At 68.3% G+C, this 20,993-nt stretch carries 20 protein-coding genes and 1 pseudogene; 14 read left to right on the top strand and 7 right to left on the bottom strand.

Annotated elements, in window-relative coordinates; translation table 11 throughout:
* From CRM73_RS03715 to CRM73_RS03695, 5 genes and pseudogenes are all read left to right on the top strand, one after another.
* A pseudogene (locus CRM73_RS03715) lies at positions 1–130 on the top strand (UTP--glucose-1-phosphate uridylyltransferase); the annotation flags it as partial.
* A 14-nt stretch (positions 131–144) separates the two neighbouring features.
* The gene (locus tag CRM73_RS03710; RefSeq protein ID WP_017833362.1) at positions 145–777 is read left to right on the top strand and encodes a GNAT family N-acetyltransferase; all 633 of its coding nucleotides are present in this window, start codon (positions 145–147) and stop codon (positions 775–777) included.
* Positions 778–932: 155 nt separating this feature from the next.
* Positions 933–1,829 (top strand): hypothetical protein, encoded by an 897-nt coding sequence (locus CRM73_RS03705; protein WP_229586887.1) that lies wholly within the window; start codon positions 933–935, stop codon positions 1,827–1,829.
* Positions 1,830–1,997: 168 nt separating this feature from the next.
* Positions 1,998–3,644, top strand: coding sequence for a CYTH and CHAD domain-containing protein (locus CRM73_RS03700; RefSeq protein ID WP_229586886.1), 1,647 nt, complete (start codon positions 1,998–2,000; stop codon positions 3,642–3,644).
* 299 nt (positions 3,645–3,943) lie between these two features.
* Positions 3,944–4,546, top strand: a complete 603-nt coding sequence (locus CRM73_RS03695; RefSeq protein ID WP_229586885.1) for a tachylectin-related carbohydrate-binding protein — start codon at positions 3,944–3,946, stop codon at positions 4,544–4,546.
* A gap of 714 nt (positions 4,547–5,260) precedes the next feature.
* Here CRM73_RS03695 and CRM73_RS03690 read toward each other — a convergent pair.
* Positions 5,261–5,815, bottom strand: coding sequence for an XRE family transcriptional regulator (locus CRM73_RS03690; RefSeq protein ID WP_229586884.1), 555 nt, complete (start codon positions 5,813–5,815; stop codon positions 5,261–5,263).
* 67 nt (positions 5,816–5,882) lie between these two features.
* Between CRM73_RS03690 and CRM73_RS03685 the strand changes: the two genes are divergently transcribed.
* A complete protein-coding gene (locus CRM73_RS03685) occupies positions 5,883–6,557 on the top strand; it encodes an AzlC family ABC transporter permease (protein WP_229586883.1) in 675 nt (224 codons plus the stop codon).
* Complete coding sequence (locus tag CRM73_RS03680) at positions 6,550–6,861, top strand: AzlD domain-containing protein (RefSeq protein ID WP_229586881.1); 312 nt, start codon at positions 6,550–6,552, stop codon at positions 6,859–6,861. Before CRM73_RS03685 ends, CRM73_RS03680 begins: the two co-directional genes overlap by 8 nt.
* Positions 6,862–7,020: 159 nt before the next feature.
* Here CRM73_RS03680 and mobF read toward each other — a convergent pair whose 3' ends face one another.
* The 3 genes from mobF to CRM73_RS03665 all read right to left on the bottom strand — a co-directional run bounded on the left by mobF (position 7,021) and on the right by CRM73_RS03665 (position 11,849).
* Positions 7,021–10,476, bottom strand: a complete 3,456-nt coding sequence (gene mobF / locus CRM73_RS03675) for a MobF family relaxase (protein WP_229586889.1) — start codon at positions 10,474–10,476, stop codon at positions 7,021–7,023.
* A 354-nt stretch (positions 10,477–10,830) separates the two neighbouring features.
* Positions 10,831–11,130 carry a hypothetical protein gene (locus CRM73_RS03670; protein ID WP_229586879.1) on the bottom strand — a complete coding sequence of 100 codons (300 nt, stop codon included), beginning with the start codon at positions 11,128–11,130 and terminating at the stop codon, positions 10,831–10,833.
* 17 nt (positions 11,131–11,147) lie between these two features.
* Positions 11,148–11,849 carry a hypothetical protein gene (locus CRM73_RS03665; RefSeq protein ID WP_229586877.1) on the bottom strand — a complete coding sequence of 234 codons (702 nt, stop codon included), beginning with the start codon at positions 11,847–11,849 and terminating at the stop codon, positions 11,148–11,150.
* A 225-nt stretch (positions 11,850–12,074) separates the two neighbouring features.
* On the opposite strand from CRM73_RS03665, the gene CRM73_RS03660 reads away from it, so the two are divergent.
* Positions 12,075–12,248: a hypothetical protein gene (locus CRM73_RS03660; RefSeq protein WP_229586875.1), complete on the top strand. Its 174-nt coding sequence runs from the start codon at positions 12,075–12,077 to the stop codon at positions 12,246–12,248.
* On the top strand, positions 12,245–14,380 hold the full coding sequence (locus tag CRM73_RS03655; protein WP_229586874.1) for a recombinase family protein: 2,136 nt from the start codon (positions 12,245–12,247) through the stop codon (positions 14,378–14,380). Before CRM73_RS03660 ends, CRM73_RS03655 begins: the two co-directional genes overlap by 4 nt.
* A gap of 12 nt (positions 14,381–14,392) precedes the next feature.
* On the opposite strand, the gene CRM73_RS03650 is transcribed toward CRM73_RS03655, so the two are convergent.
* The 3 genes from CRM73_RS03650 to CRM73_RS03640 form a co-directional block, all read right to left on the bottom strand.
* Positions 14,393–14,785, bottom strand: coding sequence for a hypothetical protein (locus CRM73_RS03650; RefSeq protein ID WP_188550639.1), 393 nt, complete (start codon positions 14,783–14,785; stop codon positions 14,393–14,395).
* 193 nt (positions 14,786–14,978) lie between these two features.
* Positions 14,979–15,551: an ImmA/IrrE family metallo-endopeptidase gene (locus tag CRM73_RS03645; protein WP_188550640.1), complete on the bottom strand. Its 573-nt coding sequence runs from the start codon at positions 15,549–15,551 to the stop codon at positions 14,979–14,981.
* A gap of 3 nt (positions 15,552–15,554) precedes the next feature.
* Positions 15,555–15,923 carry a helix-turn-helix domain-containing protein gene (locus CRM73_RS03640; protein WP_188550641.1) on the bottom strand — a complete coding sequence of 123 codons (369 nt, stop codon included), beginning with the start codon at positions 15,921–15,923 and terminating at the stop codon, positions 15,555–15,557.
* 306 nt (positions 15,924–16,229) lie between these two features.
* Here CRM73_RS03640 and CRM73_RS03635 point away from each other — a divergent pair, with 306 nt between their 5' ends.
* Genes CRM73_RS03635 through CRM73_RS03615 form a run of 5 tightly spaced genes read left to right on the top strand, consistent with a single transcriptional unit; the run spans position 16,230 to position 20,946 of the window.
* Complete coding sequence (locus CRM73_RS03635) at positions 16,230–17,195, top strand: nucleotidyltransferase domain-containing protein (RefSeq protein WP_188550642.1); 966 nt, start codon at positions 16,230–16,232, stop codon at positions 17,193–17,195.
* On the top strand, positions 17,192–17,806 hold the full coding sequence (locus CRM73_RS03630) for a hypothetical protein (RefSeq protein ID WP_188550643.1): 615 nt from the start codon (positions 17,192–17,194) through the stop codon (positions 17,804–17,806). The genes CRM73_RS03635 and CRM73_RS03630 overlap by 4 nt, the downstream gene beginning before the upstream one ends.
* Positions 17,793–19,091, top strand: coding sequence for a ThiF family adenylyltransferase (locus CRM73_RS03625; RefSeq protein WP_188550644.1), 1,299 nt, complete (start codon positions 17,793–17,795; stop codon positions 19,089–19,091). The genes CRM73_RS03630 and CRM73_RS03625 overlap by 14 nt, the downstream gene beginning before the upstream one ends.
* 23 nt (positions 19,092–19,114) lie before the next feature.
* On the top strand, positions 19,115–19,645 hold the full coding sequence (locus tag CRM73_RS03620) for a Mov34/MPN/PAD-1 family protein (protein WP_188550645.1): 531 nt from the start codon (positions 19,115–19,117) through the stop codon (positions 19,643–19,645).
* Positions 19,642–20,946 (top strand): SAVED domain-containing protein, encoded by a 1,305-nt coding sequence (locus tag CRM73_RS03615; protein WP_229586873.1) that lies wholly within the window; start codon positions 19,642–19,644, stop codon positions 20,944–20,946. The genes CRM73_RS03620 and CRM73_RS03615 overlap by 4 nt, the downstream gene beginning before the upstream one ends.
* Positions 20,947–20,993: the final 47 nt, after the last annotated feature.

Below are 20,993 nucleotides of genomic sequence, written 5' to 3'. Positions count from 1 at the left end.
TCGCTACGACACCGGCGACAAGCTCAGCTACCTCAAGGCCAACATCATCCTGGCCTCGGAGCGCGAGGACCTCGGGCCCGAGCTGTGCGAGTGGCTCAGGGAGTACACCCGGACCCTGCCGGTCGGCTGAGAGACCGCGCTCTCGTGGCCGGACAGTTCCGGTGGCCCGTCACCGTCTCCTGGGGGGACCTCCGGCTGCGTCCGCTGGCCCGGGGGGACCGCCGGGAGTGGGACGTCGTGCGCGCCCGCAACCGGGACTGGCTCGACCCGTGGGAGGCCACGAACCCCGCACCCGGCGGGGCCCCGCCCACGTTCGGGCAGTTCGTGCGCACCCTCGACCAGCAGGCCCGGCAGGGCACGGCCCTGCCCTTCCTCATCACGGAGCGGGTCCCGGGGACGGAGCGGTTCGGTCTCGTCGGCCAGCTGACCGTCTCCGGGATCTCGTGGGGGTCGTTCCTGTCCGCGACCCTGGGGTACTGGGTGGACCGGGACCAGGCGGGACGCGGCGTGGCCCCCATGGCGGTGGCCATGGCCACCGACTACTGCTTCCAGGGCCTCGGGCTGCACCGGATCGAGATCAACATCCGGCCGGAGAACACCAAGTCCCTGCGGGTGGTGGAGAAGCTCGGGTTCCGGGACGAGGGGCTGCGCAAGGACTTCCTGCACATCGACGGGCGCTGGACGGACCACCGCAGCTTCGCGCTCACCGCGCCGGAGGCGCCCGAGGGACTCGTCCGCCGGTTCACGGGATCGGACCGCCCCGCCGTGTGGCAGTGACCCGGCCGGGCGTGTCCACAGGGATACCCACAGGCGCGCCCCCGCGGTAGTAGGCTGTTCCTCACGGCCCGAGCCCGGGCCCCGGACACGCCGGCGCAGCGCGCCGGCGTCCCCCGTCCGCTCGATCCGGCGACCACGAAGGCAGGACCGCGACCATGATCTGGGTGAGCAGCTCGGCCGTGCTGGCCGTGGTGTGCGCGCTGTCGCTGTTCTGGGTCGCGCCGCGACTGCAGCGCCGCCGGGAGCTCCCCGTCGAGGCGCCGGCCGAGACGGCCGGCCCCGACGGTCTCCCCGCGCCGATCGAGCAGCCCCCACCCGCGTCCCGCCGACGAAGGAACATCATGGCGACCACCGACACCGTCCCCCGGCCCGCCGACGGCGACCCCGGACGCACCGGCAGAGGGCACCTGCGCATCAGGCGGGACCGCGCCGTGATCCTCCTCGCCGGGTGCGCCGCCCTCCTGGCCGCACTCGTCACCGCCGTGGTCGCACCGTTCTCCGCCGCGGTGAGCTGGCCGTGGCCCGTCTTCCTGCTGCTGCTCGGCGTCGGCGCCGTCCTGTCCCTGCGCTACCTGGCCGTCCAGGACCGGGCCGCCCGCCGTGCGTCGCGCCCCGCGGTCCGGGCGCCGGAGGCGGAGCCGCACGCCCCCCGCGAGGACGTCGCCCTGTTCGACAACGAGCACGTCGTGGCGGAGGAGGTCCGCGAGCAGTCGCGCCGGACGGCCGAGGACCTCGACCTGCCCACCCCCGAGGAGCAGCCCCGGATGCCCGCACCCGCCGCCTTCACGGTCGAGGAGCTGCGGGCCGAGGCGCTCCGCGTGGCCCGAGAGTCCGCACCGGCCGCCGCGGCCCGGACGTGGGAGCCGGTGCCCGTGCCGCGTCCGACCTACGCCGAGGCGCCCGTGGTCCAGCGCCCGGAGCCGGAGCCGCTGCCGGTGCCGGAGCAGCCCGCCGCCCGCTCCGCGAGCCTCAAGGACGCCGTGCGCACGGGCGAGGAGCAGCGCCGAGCCGCCCTCGACCTCGACGACGTCCTCAAGCGCCGCCGCGCCTGAGCGCACGCACCAGCCGGCCCGGTCGACCGGGCCGTACGCACCGCCGCACGCCCCCGCCGGGGCGCGCGGCGGTTCGCGTTCCCGGGGGCCGTGCACGGCCCCGGTATCATCGCCGCAACGGCCGGCCGCCGGTTCCGGCGGCCGGTGGCCCCGACCAGGAGGACACCCATGACCGCCGTCGCCCACCGCGAGGTCGAGCGCAAGTACGAGTTCCCGGAGGGCGCCGAGGCCCGGGTGGACTGGAGCACGCTGGAGGGGTGCACCGTCTCGGCGGAACCCGTGGAGCACCGCATGGAGGCCGTCTACCACGACACCGAGGACATGGCCCTGGGGCGGCGCCTGGTCGCGCTGCGCCGCCGCCGGGGCGGGGCCGACGACGGGTGGCACGTGAAGTTCCAGGGCGCGGACGGACGCCACGAGCTGCAGGTGCCGCTGCTGCGCACCCCGGACCGGATGCCCGCGTCCGTGCGGAACCTCCTCGCCGGGCTGACCGGGGGACAGGAGCTGCGGCCGGTGGCGACCCTCCGCACCGTCCGGCAGGTGCACCGGATCAGCGACAGCACGGGGGCGGCGGTCGCGGAGCTCGCCGTGGACGTCGTGGACTCCGTCGACGAGCGCACGGGAACGGCGCGGTCCTGGTCGGAGTGGGAGGTCGAGCTCCTCGACGGCACGGTGCCCGAGGAGCGCCAGGAACAGATCTTCGCCGCGGTCGAGGCCGTGGTCTTCGCGGCCGGCGGGAAGCCGTCCACCTCCCGGGCGAAGATCGCCCGCGCGCTCGGCGAGGACGACGACGCCCCGGCGGGGCCCGGCCGGAAGCAGGACGAGAAGCAGCCGGAGGGCAGGAGCGGCAAGAAGGCCGGGAGCGGCACGAAGAACAAGAAGAACAAGAAGAACAAGAACAAGGCGGGAAGGAAGGGGAAGCCGGCGGGCGGGCCGGACGTGCTGCGCGCGGTGCTCGGGGAGCTCGCCGAACAGCTGGTGCTCTGGGACTTCAGGGTCCGCCTCGACGTCCCGGACGCGGTGCACCAGATGCGCGTGACGTCCCGTTCCCTGCGCAGCGTGCTGAGGGCGGCCAAGCCGTTCTTCGACGGCGCGGCGGCGGAGGAGCTGGACGCCCGGCTGCGGGAGCTCGCCCGGACGCTGTCCGCGGCCCGGGACGCCGAGGTCACGGCGGAGCTGCTGGCCGGGCGCGTGGAGGCGCTCGAGGGGCGGGTGGGGCCGGCCGCGGCAGAGAGCCTGCGGCAGCGGGCCGAGGAGGAGGCACGGACGGCGGCCGCGAAGGTGCGCCGGCACGTCACGGGCCAGGAGCACCTGCGGCTCCTGGCGGACGTCCAGGACTTCGCCGCCCGTCCGCCGCTGACCGAGGAGTGCACCCGGCTCTCGGGGCGTGAGGTCGCCGACGCAGTGGTGCACCGGGCCCTGCGGAAGGTGGTGCGCGTGGCCGAGGCGGAGCTGGCCGGCGGCCCGGGCGGCGAGGGGCAGCTGGAGCACCTGCACGATGTCCGCAAGGCCGTCAAGCGCGTGCGCTACGTCGACGCCGTCCTCGGCCGGACCGGGCACCGGCCGGGCAAGCAGCTGCGGCGCGCGGCCCGGGACGCGGAGGACTACCAGGACGAGCTGGGCCGGATCATGGACGCCGCGGTGGTGGAGCGGTGGCTCGCGGGCACGGCGGCCGCCCTCGGGCGCTCCGGTGCGGACCGCTACGCCGTGGGGGCGCTGCACGGCGCCGAGGTCCTCCGCCTGCGGGCCGGGACCGACGGCGGGGCGGACGTGGTGGGGGTGCTCCTGTCCCAGCTGCGGGAGGACCTCGCCTGAGCGGCGCTCCGGACACCACCGCGCGGACGCCTCCCGAGAGGCTCCGGCGGGGCGCGCCACGACCCGCCTGAGCCCTGCCGGAGCCGCCCCGGCCCCGTCTGCACCCGGGGCGGCGGGCGGCCGGGGCCGGCCTGTCCGGTTCCGTCGCAGTAGTCATGCCCGGGTCACGGGGACGGGGGACGATGGTCGCAGTCGACGGGCCGTTCGCGTTCTCGCGCGTTTCCCGGCCCGGACTCGACTGCCCGGTCGGCCGGTGAGGACGGCCGCCGGGACGGCTTCCAGCACCCGAGGAGTGCGTGATGACCGAGCACACCCAGCCGGACGGGCCGACCCCGTCCGGGATCTCCCTGGTGATGTCCCGCCGCGGACTGCTGACGGCCGGCACCGCCGTGGCCTCCGCCGTCGCCGTCGGGGCCGTTCCGACGGCGGCTGCCGCCGCACCCAGCACCAACGGCGTCATCTACGGGGTCGAGGACGACAAGGACCTGCTGTGGTACCGCCACGAGGGCCGCAGCAACGGCACGCCGCGCTGGGCCAACAACGGCACCGGACGCAAGGTCGGCAGCGGGTGGGACTTCGCCCACGTCTTCGCCGGCGGCGCCGGGGTCCTCTACGGGGTCGAGCACGACGGGGACCTGCTGTGGTACCGCCACGACGGCGCGGCCGACGGCACGGCGCGCTGGGCCAACCGGGGCCGCGGGCGCAAGGTCGGCAGCGGGTGGGACTTCACCCACGTCTTCTCCGGCGGCGCCGGGGTCCTCTACGCGGTGCAGGGCAACGGTGACCTGTTCTGGTACCGCCACGAGGGGCGCAGCAACGGCACGCCGCGCTGGGCCAACAACGGACGCGGGCGCAAGATCGGCAACGGGTGGAACTTCGAGCACGTCCTTTACGGGAACTAGCGAGCGGCTCCCGGCCCGCACGACGACGGCCCGCGCACGACGAATGCCCCCGTCCGGCGTTGTGCCGAGCGGGGGCCTTCGCCTCCGGTGGAAGCAATGGAGCGTTGCGGGAACAGGCGACCACGGGTTCAGAAGCTCGTTTCCGCGTGGAATCAAGGGATTCGGGACGAGCCTGACTCCGAGAGCGAGGCGGATGACGCTCTGATCGGCGCGGCGGCGGAACCAAAGAAACGACCTCGAACACGACTCACGGACAGCGAAGTGGACGCTATGCGAACAGCCCGCGAGCACGGCGTCAGTGTGACTGCCGTGGCGAGGCAGTTCGGGGTTCACCGGGGAACGGTATGGGTCAAGACGCGGCGAGGGCATGGGAATTGAACTCGGTCAGCCCTCTCTCGCGCAAGCCTGTGAAGGCGCGTTCTGGCTCGTGTTTCCGGGCTTCACGGCAGTGCGCGCCCCGGTGGGAGGCATCGAGATGCAGGCCCCCTGCGAGACTCATAGCACGTGAAGCGGGGTCGTGCGAGGCTTCCGACACGTGCGGGACCGTGGCGTATGCCGCAAGCCCGCAAGGGGCGTTGCGGCCCCCGGCTCGCCCTCCGCGCTCGGCAGGAGCGGGTGCAGGCAGATGCACGGATGGGCGATCAGCAGGCGTCACCGCCGGTCGTTTGATCGGCGGGACTGAACCTCTCGCCGTTGACCCACGAGGTCGGCTGTCTACCGCAGCTCGGAGATCAGGATCGCGACGGTGCCCGTGTCTTGGGCGGTGAAGATGTGCTCAGAATCGCCTCTGTAGGAGGCGTAGTCGCCCGGCCCTAGGCGCTGGGGATCGTCGGGGGGTCCGACTTCTGCCGTACCGGATATCACGATGACGTGTTCGGTGGTGCCGACCTGGTGCGGTGCGGAGCAACGAGGCTCACCCGGTTCGGCCTTCACCAGGTAGATGTCCCTTCTGGCTCCGGTGGGACACGCTGAGAGCAGAGAGGCAGAGTACGCGCTGCCCGACGCGGTGATTGGCTGGGCGTCTGCGGCGCGGATCAGCGTCGGGCTTCCGTGACCAGGGTCGACGAGCGTCGAGAACGGCACGCCGAGAGCATCGCTGAGAGACCACAGCGTCTCGACGCTCGGGTTGCCCGCCCCTGATTCGAGCTGGGAGACGCTCGCCTTGGAGATACCCGCTCGCCGTGCGAGTTCGGCCGCGCTCCAGCCGACACGGGTCCGCTCGCCTCGCACCGCGGCACCGATGCGTTGTCGCACTGACTCACTGACCATGCGTTCAGTGTAGCAAACGAATCGTACACGTTGACAAACCGCTCCAGGGTTGTTCACAATAATGGACGTGAGTTCATCAGATCAGTCGATTCGGGGCATGGTGGGCGACGTGGGCTCGATCGCCTCCGCCGTCCTCGTGGTCGGCGTCTCCTATGGAGCCCTGGCGTCGGAGGCCGGCCTGCCTGCGTGGCTCGTGATCGCTCTCGCTGTCGCGGTCCTCGCTGCTTCCGCTGAGCTGATGTTCATCGCCTCGATTCTCGTCGGCGCGGCACCACTCGCGGCCGCTCTGGGCGCTTTGCTCGTGAATCTGCGTAACGGCGTGTACGGGATCGCTGGGTCCAAGTTCCTCCGCGGAGGATGGACGCGCCTGCTCGCGGCGCACTTCGTCAACGACGAGACGGTCGCCTACGCATCGGCACGCCACGACCCGCTGAGTCAGCGGCGAGCCTTCTGGGTTCTCGGCTGGGCGATCCTCCTGGCCTGGCCTGCGGGTGCAGCGATCGGGGTGATCCTCGGGCGAGCCGTCACGGATGTCTCGGCGTTGGGACTTGACGCGGTCTTTCCAGCGATCCTCTTCGCCATGGTCCTGGGCGCCGTGCGCAGCAGGCGCTCGGCTCTCATCGTGGCCTGTGGGGCACTGATCGCGGTCGGCGTCACGCCCTTCGTGCCGCCCGGAGTCGCGCCGCTGGTGGCCCTGGTCTCCCTCGCGCTCCTGTGGAAGCGAGGTTCGCAGCGTGGTTGATCCCCAGATGCTCACCGCATGCGTGGTACTCGCCGCCGGTACATACTTCATCAGGCTCGCCGCTACCATCTCACGGAAGACAGACCTCCCCAAGAGACTGGACCAGGGTCTCGAACAGGCGGTTGCGATACTCCTCGCAGCCGTCGCAGCAACCTCCACCTTGTACGACGGACAAGACTTGGCAGACTGGACCCGAGTCACCGGGGTACTCGCTGGAGGGACCGCGGCGATCCTGCGGCTCCCGCTCATCCTCGTCGTGCTCATTGCCTGCCTGACGACAGCGTTCCTACGGCTGGTCGTATGACGAGCCGTAGGAACCACCCCTACGTTTGAGGCAGCGTCTCCAGGACCGGCGGAACGACTGCGCTCATAGAGAAGAACTGTCCACGATGTCTTGAGACATCACACTGTTTCTCTGAACGCACGCCGACTACCGGCGGTAGTGGGTGGGTGCCTGACTGCCTCACCGGCCCAGGCTCGGCCCGTCATGACTTGGGCCGCTGCGGGGCGAGCGGGAGGTGCCGAGCTGTCGTTCGCGCTCCGCGAGCATGCGGGCTACATCGCGTTTGGCTGCCTCGGCTGCACGAGTCTGCCTGACCCGTTCGACCGCTTCGCCGGGAGTGAGAGAACGCAACGCCTCAGCTTCAGCACGCGCCTGCTGAGCGATACGGGTCGCTTCTTCGACCTGGCGGGCTGGCCGAGCGTTGAGGTAGCCGCTCGGGTTCTTCCTCACCACGTCTTCCCCGAAGATGCGCGCATAGACACCGATGCTCGGCCACGGAGTCGACTCGAGCACGGCCTGTAGAGCTTGCGCTGTGGCGGCACGCTGCCGCTCGGCATCGACCACGCGGGGATCGGTGTCGATCTGGGGCTGGATGACGCGCTCGACCCATGCGGCCTGGGTCTCGTTCCAGCGAGGCGGCTCACCCCACGCCTCGGCGAGGCGTCGTTTCGCCTCGCGGACGACGGTGTGGGCGGTGTCGTGCTCGGCGGTGGCACGGCGCTTGGTGAACCTGCCCGCCGCGCGCACCTTCGCGCTTGCGGTCCGCTGGGCGGTGTCGGCGTGCTGCCACTCCGTGAGCGCGGCCTGGGCTTGTGCGGTCAACGGTCCGGCGACCTCGGCGCGCACGAGTTCGACCTGCTGTATTGCCGCTTCGTTGGCCTCGGTGGCCTGCTCTCGTTCCGCCCTCTGCCGGGCGTGCAGTTCGTCCAGCGCATCGCTCGCTTGCTCCCATTGTGCTGCTCTGGCTTCGGCGCGTTCGGCACGCCGAATGAGAGCTGCTATCTCGGTGCGCACGAACTTCACGGGACCGTCGTCGACCAGACCCCGGACGACCTCCTGCGCGTGCTGGGTGGCGTCGGCGAGTCCCCGGTCGGCGCGGTCACGCTCTGCCGCGTCGATGAACTGCCGCCGGGCGCCGGCGATGTTCTCGGCGGTGACGTGCAACTGATTCCGGTCGGTACCCCTGGTCATGCCGACGTAGACTGCTGCACCGCTCATGGCGTCGGTGAGGATCGTGTGCGATGCCGGTGCGGTGATGCCCTGCACGCCATAGGCGGTCGAGGCGTAGGCGAGGTGGGTGTGCTCGGCGACATAGGCCGCGGGCAGGCGCACAGTCTGGTCGCGTTTGCGGCCGCCACCTGCCTCGACTGCCCACAGCGCCCCGTCGTCGGCGACGTGTTGCACCACCCACTGCTGACGGTTCGCCACCCCCAGCGCGGTGTCGTTCTTCCGCGTCTGGATCAGGTCGCCCCGCCCGATGGGAAGACCATCCGACCCCGTGGTGGTCGTCTCGTCGTCCACGGCCCCGGCCTGCACGCGCTCGTCGCGGATGCGGGCGTTCAACCGGATTGCCTCGCCGTTGGTGGCAACCGTGACCGCCTCTCCATCGCTGCGCTGCTCGGCAATGTGCTCGTACAGGCTCTCCGCATCCGCGTGCAGGCGGATCAGGCCAAGCGCTGCGAGCTGGTCGAAGATCGCACCGGGATCAAGTCGGTCGCGCAACCGCACCGACAGTTGCGCGTAGGCGGGGTCGGTGTACCTGTGCACCTCGGCCATGTCGATGGTGCGGCCCCGAAGCTGCGCGGACATGTCGAGCACGCCGCCGCGTCCGACTGCGGGGAGTTGCGCACGGTCGCCGACGAGCGCGAGTGTCCCGCCCGTCTCTGCTGCGACGGTGAACAACGCGAGGGCGCTGTCCTGGTCGAGCATCCCCGCCTCGTCCACCACGATCCGCTCACCTTCGCGCAGGCGCGCTGCCTCGGGCGGGCCGGTGTAGGTGCGGCCCGTCTCCGGATCGGTATCCCCCGGTGCGAGACGTGCCCATACCCCGTCTGCGTTCCACCTGTAGCCGTGGGCGTGGACAAGCGCGGCCACGGAGTCAGCCGGAACGCCGAGGGTCTGGTGTGCGACGTCGGCGGCCTTCTTCGTCGGCGCCACCACCCGCATCGGCCGACCCTCCTGCTCCGCTACGGCGATTGCGGTGGCAAGCATCGTCGTCTTACCCGACCCTGCCGCGCCCTCCACGATCACCAACGGGTCGGTTGAGGCGACCGCAGCGGCGGCCTCGGTCTGCCCGGCGTCGAGGCCGGCAGCCCGTGCCAGTTCCTTCGCATCCGACAGGACCGGCTCATCGACTTGCACCCGTGCCGCGATCAGGTCGCGCAGTTCCATCTCGACCTGCATGACGCGCACGCTCGTCAGATGCGCCACATGCTCAGGCTGGGGTGCGTCGGGCGGGAGGATCGTGAAGCAGTCCTCCAACGCCAACCGCACCGCAACAGTGATGAAGTCGCGTACCTCGCCGGGAGCAGCGCGCACGCCGTGCTCGGTCATAATCCGCATCGCGTGCTCGGTCACCGTGTGCGCCGTCCACGCGGACGCGGCGGCGGCGCAACGATCCAGCGTGCGGGAGGCAACCTCCTGCACGCTCAGGTCATCCAGCGACACCGTTGCGCGCGGCGCGGGCCGTCGCAGCGCCTCGGGGTCGTATCCAGCCTCGCGCAACTCCGTAACCCAGGCAGCTTCCTCCGCCAAAGTGGTCGGTTTCTTCGCGGGCCGTTCATGCGCCCATGCCTCGGCTCGCAGGCGGGTCGCGACGACCGGCCCCACGCTCTCGCCGGGATGCGCCTGATCCCAGGCGGCTTCGAGACGTTCCAGGTTCTTGCCCACCTGCGCGCCGCGCTTGCTCATCAGGGCGTTGTACGGCTGCAACTCGACCACTTCGCCCGTGGCGGGGTCGAGGGTCAGGCCATGCCGGTCGAGCACGTCAGCCAGCTCGGGGCTGGCGGCGATCACGGCGGTGCCGAGTGCGCGGATCGCGCCCTGCTGCTTGAACAGGGCGGCGGTGAACAGGCCCCGCCATTTCCCTGCCGCGAAGACGCGGGTGCCGATCTGCATGTGGATATGCCGGTGCGGATCACCCGCCCTGCTCGTCCTGTGGGTGATGCCGACGACATGCATCTGCTCGATGGGCACGACCTCCTGCGCACCCAGCGACCCCACACGAGTCACGGAGTGGAGGGCGAGCCACCGCCGAAGCTCCGAGAGCGCGTCCTGCTGGGCCGCGTCGAGAGCGTCGGAGACCTCCGGGTGCAGCGCGGCCGCGATCGACAGCGACTTGGGCGTGTTGATGACCATTTCCATGAACCGGGGCGAGCCCCGCCGATCCGCCCCCGCTCGACGCGGCTTGCCCATCGACTCGCCGGTCAGCGGGTTTCTCCAGTCCACCCACCCCGCATACGCCACAGGGTCAAGGCTCAGCTCGGCAGTCACCGCGCCCGATCCGTCGAGCGCCGCGAACTGCGCGACGGTCGTCTCCGTGCCGAGGTAGTAGTCGTCGGCGCGGGAGCGGTCGGCCTCGACATAGCGCAGCGCATCGGCCCCGGTTCCCCGGAACGGGATCACACCGCCACGCATCTCGACCACCACCCTGCATCTGCCTCACTGGGCATCTAGCGTATCAGCAACTACGGCACTTAGGATACGTTCATTCTCTGAGAAAGGGGCGAGAACTTGAGGGGTCAGGAGTGGGCTGTGGGGCGCGGAGGCGTGGTGCGCGGGCGTGCTCGGGCAGAGGGCGAGTCGCGGTGCTGGCGTCGAGGTGGAGGGATGCGGCGGAGGTCTTCGCAGGGTCGGTGGCGACGGTGCCGGGTTCCTGGGGGCGAGGTCAGAGTCCACATGTAGGGGGTTCCCGATCCGGGGCCTGTGCAGAGGGCTCACGGGCGGGATGGTGCCGAGCGAACAGCAGGTCACTCACCCCCGCGCCGCTCGTTACTGCTGTCCGTCGCGCAGGGCGCGGTCCTCGTCCTGCCAGGCCTCGTTCTGCGCGATCAGCCCGGCCCGGTCGTCGGGATCGAGTGCCTGCACCTGTCGCATGACCAGCCGCTCGCGGGCTGCCCAGTGCTCTCGCTCGGCGTCGTCGGTCGCATCCCGCTGACGGTTCAGGAAGAGCGAGGTCAGCAGTGAGGCGGTGTGGCGGGCGATGTCGTAGAGCATCACGTCCGAGACGTGCGTGAAGTCCGGCCGCGCCCGCGCTGCCGGAGTCTCGGCGGTCGGCGTCGTGTCACTCATCGCTCGCTCCTCTCGTCTTATCCGGCGCGGCCTCTCCTGCCGGGTGGGAGGAGTCCTTTGCGGCGGGCGCGGGCGACCCAGCCCTGCGCGGTCGAGAGCGGCACGCGGCTGATCTCCGCCATGCGTGCGGTCGGGTTCGGTTCGCCGTCGTCCACGAGGCGGGTGTGCTGGAGCGCGACGACCTCGTAGAAGTCCGGGGTGCGCTTCGGGTTCCCGAGCGGCTGCAACACGTCCTCGGCGCGCAGGACGCGACCCGAGGGCATGGTCATGGTGCCGCCCTCGAATCGGCTGGCTCCGGTGACGGCGAACTGGCGGCGGTTGATCGCCGCCTCGATCCGCGACGTGGGCAGGTTGCGCAGCATCGGGCTCGCCACCGGGTCGCCCGCCCACTCCGGCAGGTACACGATCCCGGTGATCCGCACCTCACCCTTGGGCTCCTCACCCATCACGTACTGACGTTGCAGCCGCAGCAGCACCCGCGTGGATGACTCGACGTGCTGGATCAGGAACCAGCGCCCGGAGTCGATGTTGTTGTGGTGGCCGGACTGGAGCCTGCGATCCAGCCCCGGCGCGGGATCGACCCACCGCTCATACTTGAGCGCCGCGTCAATCGCGGGGCTGTCGTGGTCGGGGTCGATAGGCGTCGGGTCGGGCATCTGCCAGCCCGCAGGCAAGTCCTCCGGCACCAGCAGCGGCACGCTCTCCAACTCCTCAACCATGCCACCAAGCCTACCTCACCTCATGCAATGGCCGCTACGCCATATGTGTGCTACCCTGAACTCACGTATCTGCCACGACGCGAGATAGAGATGAGTGACCGGCCCCGACACACGAACGCTGAGCGACCGCGACGCGCGGCGCAGGGCAGGGGTGCGCGCGGAACGGGCACAGGCAACGACGACCCTCAGTTGCGACTGCGGGTCGTGCGGCGGACGGAACCGGACATGCGCAAGCTGGTGGAGTGGGTGCTGAACATCACCCAGGCCCGCTACGACGCACACCTCGCCGGGGAACCCGACCCCTACGACCTCCCGACACCCGACGGGCTCGGCCCGGTGTCAGATGCACGAGGCAGGATGGAACCCGAGGCACTGCACCAACGAAGGAGCACAGCATGAGCACCACCACCGCTCCCGCCCACACTCTCGCCCCGTTCGGCGTGACCGACGACCACGCGGGCGACAAGCCGATGCTGCTGGCCGTCTCGTATCTGCGGGTGTCCACGCGGGAACAGGCCGAGCGCGGCGGCACCGACGAGGGCTTCTCCATCCCCGCCCAACGCGAAGCCAACGCTCGCAAGGCCGACGAACTCGGCGCACGGATTGTGCGTGAGTTCGTGGACGCGGGCGAGTCGGCACGGTCTGCGGATCGGGATGGGTTGCAGGAGATGTTGGCGTTCATCGCCGCGACCCGCGTCACGTTCTGCATCGTGCACAAGCTCGACCGGCTCGCCCGCAACCGCGCCGACGACGTTGCTATCCACCAAGCACTGCTGTCTGCCGGGGTCACCCTCGTCTCCGCCACCGAGTCCATCGACCAAACCCCGTCCGGGATGCTCGTCCACGGCATCATGTCCTCCATCGCGGAGTTCTACAGCCGCAACCTCGCCACCGAAGTGTCCAAGGGTTTGTCGCAGAAGATCGCGCAGGGTGGCACCCCGATGCGCGCCCCGATCGGCTACCTCAACGTCCGCAAGACGGACGACAACGGCAGGGAGGTGCGCACGGTCGAGGTCGATCCGGCACGTGCCCCGCTCATCCGTTGGGCATTCGAGCACTATGCCGAGGGCGAGACCTCCGTGACCGGGCTGCTGCGCGACCTCACCGCGCGCGGCCTCGTCACGGTGCCGACGCCGAAGCGCCCGTCGAAGCCGTTGGGGAAGAACACGCTCTACAAGCTGCTGACGAACCCGTACTACGCCGGGGTGATCCGGTACAAGCGAGCCCTGTATCCGGGTGCCCATGAGCCCATCGTGGAACCGGCCCTGTTCGACCGGGTGCAGTCACTGCTCAAGGCGCGGACGGCGAAGATGACGCGGCACGTCCAGCACGCCCACCACCTGAAAGGCTTGCTGCATTGCGGCACCTGCGGGTCACGGATGCTGCTCGACTTCGCCACCAACCCGCGCGGCACCACCTACGCCTACTTCGTCTGCTCCGGCCGCGCCGCCAAGAAGACGAGCTGCACCCGCCGTGCAGTGCCGGTCGCGGTCGCTGAACGCCTCGTCGCGGATTCCTACGCGAACATCACGATCAGCGACGCCACCTACCGCGACCTCGCCGCGAAAGTCGATGCGGCGTTCGACAAGCGCATGGCAGGCCGCGACCAAGAGATAGCCGATCTCATGGCCAACCGCGCCAAGCTCGAAGCCGAGAGTGACAAGCTGCTGGCCGCGCACTTCGCCGACGCCATCGACCTCCCCACCCTGAAACGGCATCAAGACCGCATCCGGGCGGGCCTCGCCGACGTGAACCAGCGCCTGGCCGAGCACGACGAACACCACACCGGCGGACGCGCTTTCCTGCACGACAGCCTGCGGCTGCTCACCGACGCGCACCATGCGTACGCGCGATCGGGAGATGCCGACCGGCGGCTGGCGAACCAGGCGTTCTACACGAGACTCGACATCACCGACGACGAGCAACTACGCCCGAGACTCGCGGAGCCATTCGCCACCATCATCCGCGAAGCACACGACAGCGGCAGCGACGAGGGAGAGGAACCCTTACAGGAACACGACGACTCTTCGCATGTCGCGTGTTCCCGTAAGACAATTTGGGTGGACCTCCGTAGCAGCTTCTCAAACCCCCGGAAGCCGCTCGGATCGCTGATTTCCCGCGTCCTACGGAGATCGCCGGGTCGTCGGCCGCACACTCAGCGTGCTCAGATCGCCGATGGGCGCGGTCCGGTGCGTGAGAATTCGCGTCAGTCTCAAACCCGTTTGAGCGTCTCCAATCGAGCCGAGCTGGTCGCCGGTTACGCCGCTGGTGTGCCCGTGCGCGAGCTGGCGACACGATTCAACGTGCACCGCGGCACCGTGCGGGAGATAGCTCGGGAGGCGGGCTTGGCGGCGCGTCGCCCGGAGTTGCCCGACGCGATCCGAGTGGACGCCGCTCAGCTCTATGCGGGTGGGATGACGCTCGCTCAGGTCGCCGCGCGACTCGGAGTAAGCCATGAGGCCGTGCGCTCGGCGGTGCTCGCGTGCGGCGGGACCATCCGTGTCGGCGGTCGTCGCCGGGTCGGCGCCTGAGTTCTTCACACCTCACCGGATACCTATCGCGTCCACCACGGCCCGCTCTTTTGCGTCGTCTGCTTCGCTGGGCGAGCTGGCGCGCTCGCGACGGGCGGTGACGGACTCGCGGACACGGGCGCGGATTAGGAGCACAGCGCTGACCGGCCCGATCCAGAGCATCTTGAGCATGTTCCAGATCGCCCACAGCACTGCGAGGTGGAGCCATCCGGGTGCGCCGTCCTCGATGAGTTGGACACAGACGTTCGCGATCAGGATGTACGGGACTGCGAGCAGCATCGCGGGGATACCCCACTTCAAGCCGCGTCGGTGAGTTCGGATCGCATCCAGCAGGATGTTGGTGGGCATGTAGCGCCGCAGGAAGTAGCGGGTGTGGACGCTGACGGTCCAGATCAGACGGATCATGGTCTTCCTCTCCATCGCACAGTTAATATGACGAGGCGGTGCGTTGAAGAGTGACCCGAGGGTCTGCCGCGAGCGGCGCATTACAGAGGAGAAATCCGCCTCGAGGCCAAGTCTACGCCTCGGGCCGGACGTGAAGGAAGGGACGGGCGAACTCGCACCGAGCCCAGGCCGATCGCCCGCTGCTGGGTCGCAACTATCGGTAGGAGCTGGGCGCCTTAGACCACTTGGCGCGAGCGCGTTCCATGACCTTGCGGGCGCCGCTGTGGTTCATCCTCCAGCGGGCGACAGCGAGGCTGACGTGGTAGGCATCCGCGGCCTCCTCGTCGGTGGCGTTCGCTCGGGCGAGCCGGAAGGCTCCGTCGTTGGGGATCAGCATCTCCCCCGAGAGCCAGTCGGCTTCGGCTTCTTGGTCGCCGCCCAGCCCACACTTCCTCTCGTCGGAAAGCGAAACGCCGAACTGGTGCTCCAGGACGACGTGGGCGAGTTCGTGGCACATGGTGGTGCGCCGACGAGTCAAGGGCTGAGCATCGTTCTCCAGGATGACCACCCCGCTGCCGTTCGGGATCAGCGCCCCGGATAGTGCGCTCCCGTCCGCTCGTAGGAAGTGGTCGCGCGCCACACCATCGAGGTCGCTGAGCTGGACGACGGGGATGCCGTACTCAGACGCGAAGGCATAGGGGTCGAACGGCGCGTGCGCGTCGAGGCCGATTTCGGTTCGTAGCTCCAACGCGAGGCGCTTCGCCTCGGTCTTGAATCCTCGACGCACGAGTCATCCCTGGGCCCGTGCACGTTCGATGGTCGCGCCGATCACCTGCTGCAGGTACTTGACGTCGGTTTCGCTGAGGTCCTTCCGGGCGCGCAGGAGCGGTGCGAGCTGGGCCATGAGGTCGGGTTCGCGAGTGTCGTCGGCGTCACGTTCTCCCTCGTGCTCGAAGAAGTCCTCGGCCGGGAGTCGGAGCCAGGCGATGATCGTGGCGAAGCCATCGGTGTCTGGCTTGAGGCCGTTGCCGAGCCGGGAGAGCAAGGAGGGGCTCACGCCGATCTCACCGGCCAGTGCTCGCCAGGAGAGTTGGCGCTCTTGACGCGCGGCGTCTAGGGCGGAGTACAGCGCGGCCGTGTTGATCGTGGTTTTGGCCATACCCCCAGTGTGTCACATCTGCGACAGTCCGTCGCCTCCGACACGGAGTGTGTTAGAATTGAAACGCAGCATCGAGTCTAGAACACCGAGGAGGTGAGGAGCATGGCAGGCAAGCGAGGGCGCAGCGCGGTCACGGGTCGGTTCGTGAAGCAGTCCACGGTGAAGCGTCACCCGAAGACCACGACCAACGAGACCACCGGCAAGCGCAGCAAGAAGAAGTAGGCAACGAGCCGCACCTGCTCGACGCAGCAATGTCGGTGGCAGTAACTACGGTGATCGAACGACGAACCAACCAGGAGAACGACTATGAGTGTGACGGACGCCTTCAAGACCTTTCAGGACGTCGTGAACGCTGACATCACACACGTCCGCGAAGCGCGCGCCCGGCGCGATCTCTTCAAGAGTGCCTTCGGCACCGAGGACGATGTGGAGGAAGTCATCGCGTCCGGATCGCTCGCGCGAGGGACGCACAAGGACCCGATCCATGACGTCGATGTGATCGTCGTCTTCGATCAGGACGATCATCCTGAGTGGGGAGCGCCGGGAGGTTCCGCCGCGGACGCTCTCGATCACACGCGCGAGCGTGTCAACGCGCTGCTCGGGGCGACGAACGGCACCTACGACCACGCCGTCCGACTGGCCCGGTGGCGCAACCATGCCGTCAAGTGCTTCCTAGATGACCCTGACGATCCTGACGCTTTCACGGTTGATGCCATGCCAGCACTTCGCCGCGATGGGCGGCTCCTCATTCCTGAAGCACTCTCGGAAGACTGGGTCGCTTGCGACCCCGAGTCCCTGATCGCCGAGGTCGCGGATAGGCACGCACAGTGGAACAAGTTCGCCGGCACTGTTCGGATGCTCAAGTGGTGGGCCGCCGAGCAAGACACCAAGATCAAGTCTCTCGTCATGGAGGTCCTCGCGCTCGACTTCCTGCCGACGGACGTCAACCAGCCCGCTGCGATCAAGCAGTTCTTCGTCAGCGCCTGCTACCACATTGAGGGTGGGAACGAAGTCGCCGATCCTGCTGGGCTCTGTGGACCGATTCAGCCTGACATCGACTACTGCGAGTTCGCCGATTCCCTTGGATCTGCACGAGATAACGCGATCAAGGCCTTCCAGGCACAGGCGAACAACGACACTGCCGCTGCGATTAAGCACTGGGGTGAGGTGTTTGGGGACGACTTCCCGAAGCCTCCCGCCTCCACTGGCAACCCGGCGCCTGCGGTCGTACCAGCGGCGCCCCGACCGGTGAAGGACACTCCGCAGGGATGACTCGCGCAACAGGGCCGGATCGCGGCGCGGGCACCGCGGCGCTCAACCCCGTGCTCTGGACTGAACGTGAACCTGTGCGACTGGCGCGCGACCAAGATGAAGTCCAGGCTTTCGCGCCGTTGCTCGAATACCAGAGTCCAGCAGACGACGGCTTGCCGCACGGCGGATGGATCGGCGTGCTCCCCCGCTGGCCGTTCGAGCGGCCGCAGCCCAATGCTCTCGACGAGCTGCTCGGGGACCAGGAACTGCGGGTGCTCGTCGCCTACTCCGCGGCGCACCCGATGGTGCCGCCGACCATCTACTCCCTCGATCCGGAGCCGTCGATCTGGGAACAGACACAGTCCGCATGGCACGTAGCCCCAGGAGGATCGCTCTGTCTGCTCCAGAGCGATGGCGGCTGGCAGCCCGAAGCCAGCCTCACCGAGCTTCTGGCGAAGGCATCGGGGTGGCGAATCGAGTACGCCCTCATGAAGGCTGGAGTCATCAATGAGATGTCGGTCCATGGCATCGTCTCTGACCCCTCACACGACCACCTGATTGACCGAGCGATTCAGCGAGCAGCTCCAACACCGGACCCGACCGAGGCGGGAGACACAGATGTCTCCCCATAACCCCTACATCGTGATGCCCAGAGACGCGGTCACCAAGATCGCAGGCTCCGACCTGTCGGGCGGATCGCTGGTGCTCCGCCGCGTTCCCGCGGACGATATGTATGTCGTCCAGACCGTGGAAACCGGCAAAGACATCCGTCTTCCAGCCGAAGTCCCACGCGAGTACGCCGCGCTTCGTTCAGGCGACCCTCACCATGCCGCTCAGTGGATCAGGGTGGCACCGAACGACGCCCATCTTCACCATCTCTTCTTGTCCAGACGCCCCGATATCTCCATAGGGTTCAAAGAATTCAGGGAGCTGGTGCCGGGCGTTGGCGATCCCGGCAACCACCTTGGCGTGGTCGTCACTCACGACCCCGATCTTCCACCGGAGCTGGTGGAGGCGGGTGCCTCGGAGTTTGCGGGATGGGCTGTCCGGCGCAGCGGTGTGGAACCTCTCGCTATCGAGATAGAGCCAGAAGTTGTTGGGCTGGCACAGTTGGCTGGCAAGTGGCCGATCGAGCAGCTCGCCGCCAACAGCGTCATGGTCGTGGGCTGCGGCAGCATCGGCAGCGCCGCAGCAGAAGCGCTCGCAGGATATGGAGTCGGACGTGTGGAACTGGTCGACCCGGACCGATTCCTCTGGCACAACATGCTCCGCCACACTCTCGGCGCCGAAAGCGTCGGGCGGTTCAAGGTGGCGGCCATGAAAGATCACCTCGCCCAGCACTGGCCGCAACAGACAGTGCTTGCCCACCGACGCGACGTGGTTGCCGAGGCGCACTACATCCGGCCTATCGTCGACCGCGTCGATCTGGTGCTCTGTGCCGCAGACGGTATTGCTCCCAGGCGTGTCGTCAGCCACCTCTCCAGGCGCGCACGGAGGCCGGCGATCTTGGCGTGCGTGCTCGACAATGGCTCGATCGGAGAAGTCATCAGGCTGCGACCAACACCCCGGTTCGGATGTCTCCTCTGTCTACGGCAGCAGCTTGCAGATCAGGGAGCGATGGACGCTGAGGCGGATCAGGAGTTGGATTACGGCACCGGGCGCGTCCACCAGCCAATGACGGCTGTGCCGCCTGATCTCCGATACATCGGCACGTTCGCCGCAAAAGTAGCGATCGCGACACTGCTGGAATCGCTTCACGGTGACCACACCCAGCAGGTTCCCGGCGAACACGCCATCATCGGTCTTCGACCAGCAGGTGACCTCGCAGCCCCTTTCGACCTCAGCCAAGCCGGCGATGTTCGGTGGTCGTCCATTCCCAGACCTCGTGCATCGTGCCCGACCTGCTCGCCAGGATGACAGGTCGAAGAGAGGTGCCTCCGGTGACGATCACTGACGTCGCACTCAGCACGATCGCGCGCGAGGCGTTGCGGTCCGTCGATGGACTCGAAACTGGCGGCATCCTGCTCGGGAACGACGCGACTGATGGGATCGACATCCGACACGCCGGCGGACCTGGACCCAATGCCACCCGCGGCGAACGCACCTTTATGCGAGACCTCGACCATGCCCGGCGTCTCGCGGACTACGCCTGGTCGGAGGACCGTAGCCAGTGGATAGGCGAATGGCACACCCACCCGACCGGAGGACTCTCCCCGAGCGAGGTTGATCTCCACTCCTACATGCGCCATCTGCACGACCCCGAACTGGGGTTCGACAAGTTCGTCGCGATCATCGCTGGATTCGATTCATCGACACGAGTGGTCGTTGCAATTTGGCTCGTAGAACGGGACCGCATCTTGGCAGTGTCACCCGAGAGGCTTCCTACGGCGCCTGCTGTAAACAGCCCGCACGCCAGTGACGCGGTGAGGCACGCCACCTTCGTAACTGAAGAACACAAGGAGACGCCATGACATCCGATTCCGCCGCCCCTGACCCAGCAGACCCTGTCTTCATCTCGTACCGCCAGAAGGACGGTACTGGTGTTGCTACGGAGCTCGCCTGGCTCCTCCGGGCCGCCGGCATCCCTGTCTGGCGGGACCGAGACGATCTGCCGCCAGGCGACACCGAGGCCCGACTCAAGCAAGCGATAGCGGCCGGCATCTCCGGCGGCGTTCTCGTGACGACACCGGACGTGGTGAACAGCAGAGTCGTGAAGACGTTGGAAGCACCTCAACTCCTTGAGCTACACCGCGACCACGAAGTGTTTGCACTTGGCATCATCAACTCGGTGAAGACAGACGACGGCGGAACAGATTACGACGCTCCCGACCGGCTCCTAGAGATTCGTCCCGGCACCTTGAGCGGTGTAGATCAGCAATCCGCCGAGCGCGATGGTCTGCTGGCATTGATCCGCAGTTTGGTCTGGCACCGGATCGCGTCTCTTCGCAAGCGAATCGAGACAACCGACCAGACGTTCCACCTGAGCCTCCAGACCAGGAACACGCCACAGGTCTATGACCGAACCGGTGACGAACTGGACATCCGGCTCATGCCCTCCGATCACGAACGGCTTCCGAGCGCCGATGGGCTCCGAGACCTCAAGGACACCATCGGTCTCCTCCCCGATGCCGTGACCCGTTCCGGGGCACATCGCCTACGTGTTGCTGGAGGGGCTCATCTCTCCGTGGCCTTCGCGGTCGGGGCGGCCTTGCCTTCGTCTCGAATCGGACACATGGACGTGATCGACCAACAGGGCGCCACCTGGTCGAGCGATGGCGAAGCGCGGTTCATCACGCAAACGCAAGTGCAAATCGCAGATCAAGGCGGCGAGCCATCGGCGATCACGGCCGGCCGTCCCTCCGTAGCCGTGTATGTCGATCTCCTGCCCCAACGCAGCGACACCGCCTTCACCCGCTATATCGAAGACCATAGGCCGTTTCTCGCGGCCTGGCGTCATCTCACAAGTGCGAGCGGCACGCTCCTCGACCCCACTGATGCAGGCCTGATCGCCGCCGACGTCGCCGCGCACATCCGTGCCCTGTCGAACGACAACTCCAACGCCGAGGTGCACCTCCTGCTGCGGTGCCCGTTCCCACTTGCGCTTCTCATCGGGCGATTGACCAACACCCTGCGTGTAGTAGTCCATGAATGGGACGACTCCGACCCCATCGACGGTGAAGACTACCGCGCAAGGTACGTGCCCACCATGCGTTTACGTACGTCTGCAAGATCAGGTGTCATCGAAGATGTGCTCCTCCCGGATGCGTCTTGACTGCGCCAACCGACCTCGCGGTCGCCCGTAACACCATGTTGAGCGTC

It is taken from the genome of Kocuria sp. CCUG 69068 (assembly GCF_020833785.1).
Lineage (GTDB): Bacteria > Actinomycetota > Actinomycetes > Actinomycetales > Micrococcaceae > Kocuria > Kocuria rosea.
The sequence above is the reverse complement of the archived record's forward strand: the minus strand, read 5'-3'. Positions and strand labels throughout refer to the sequence as shown.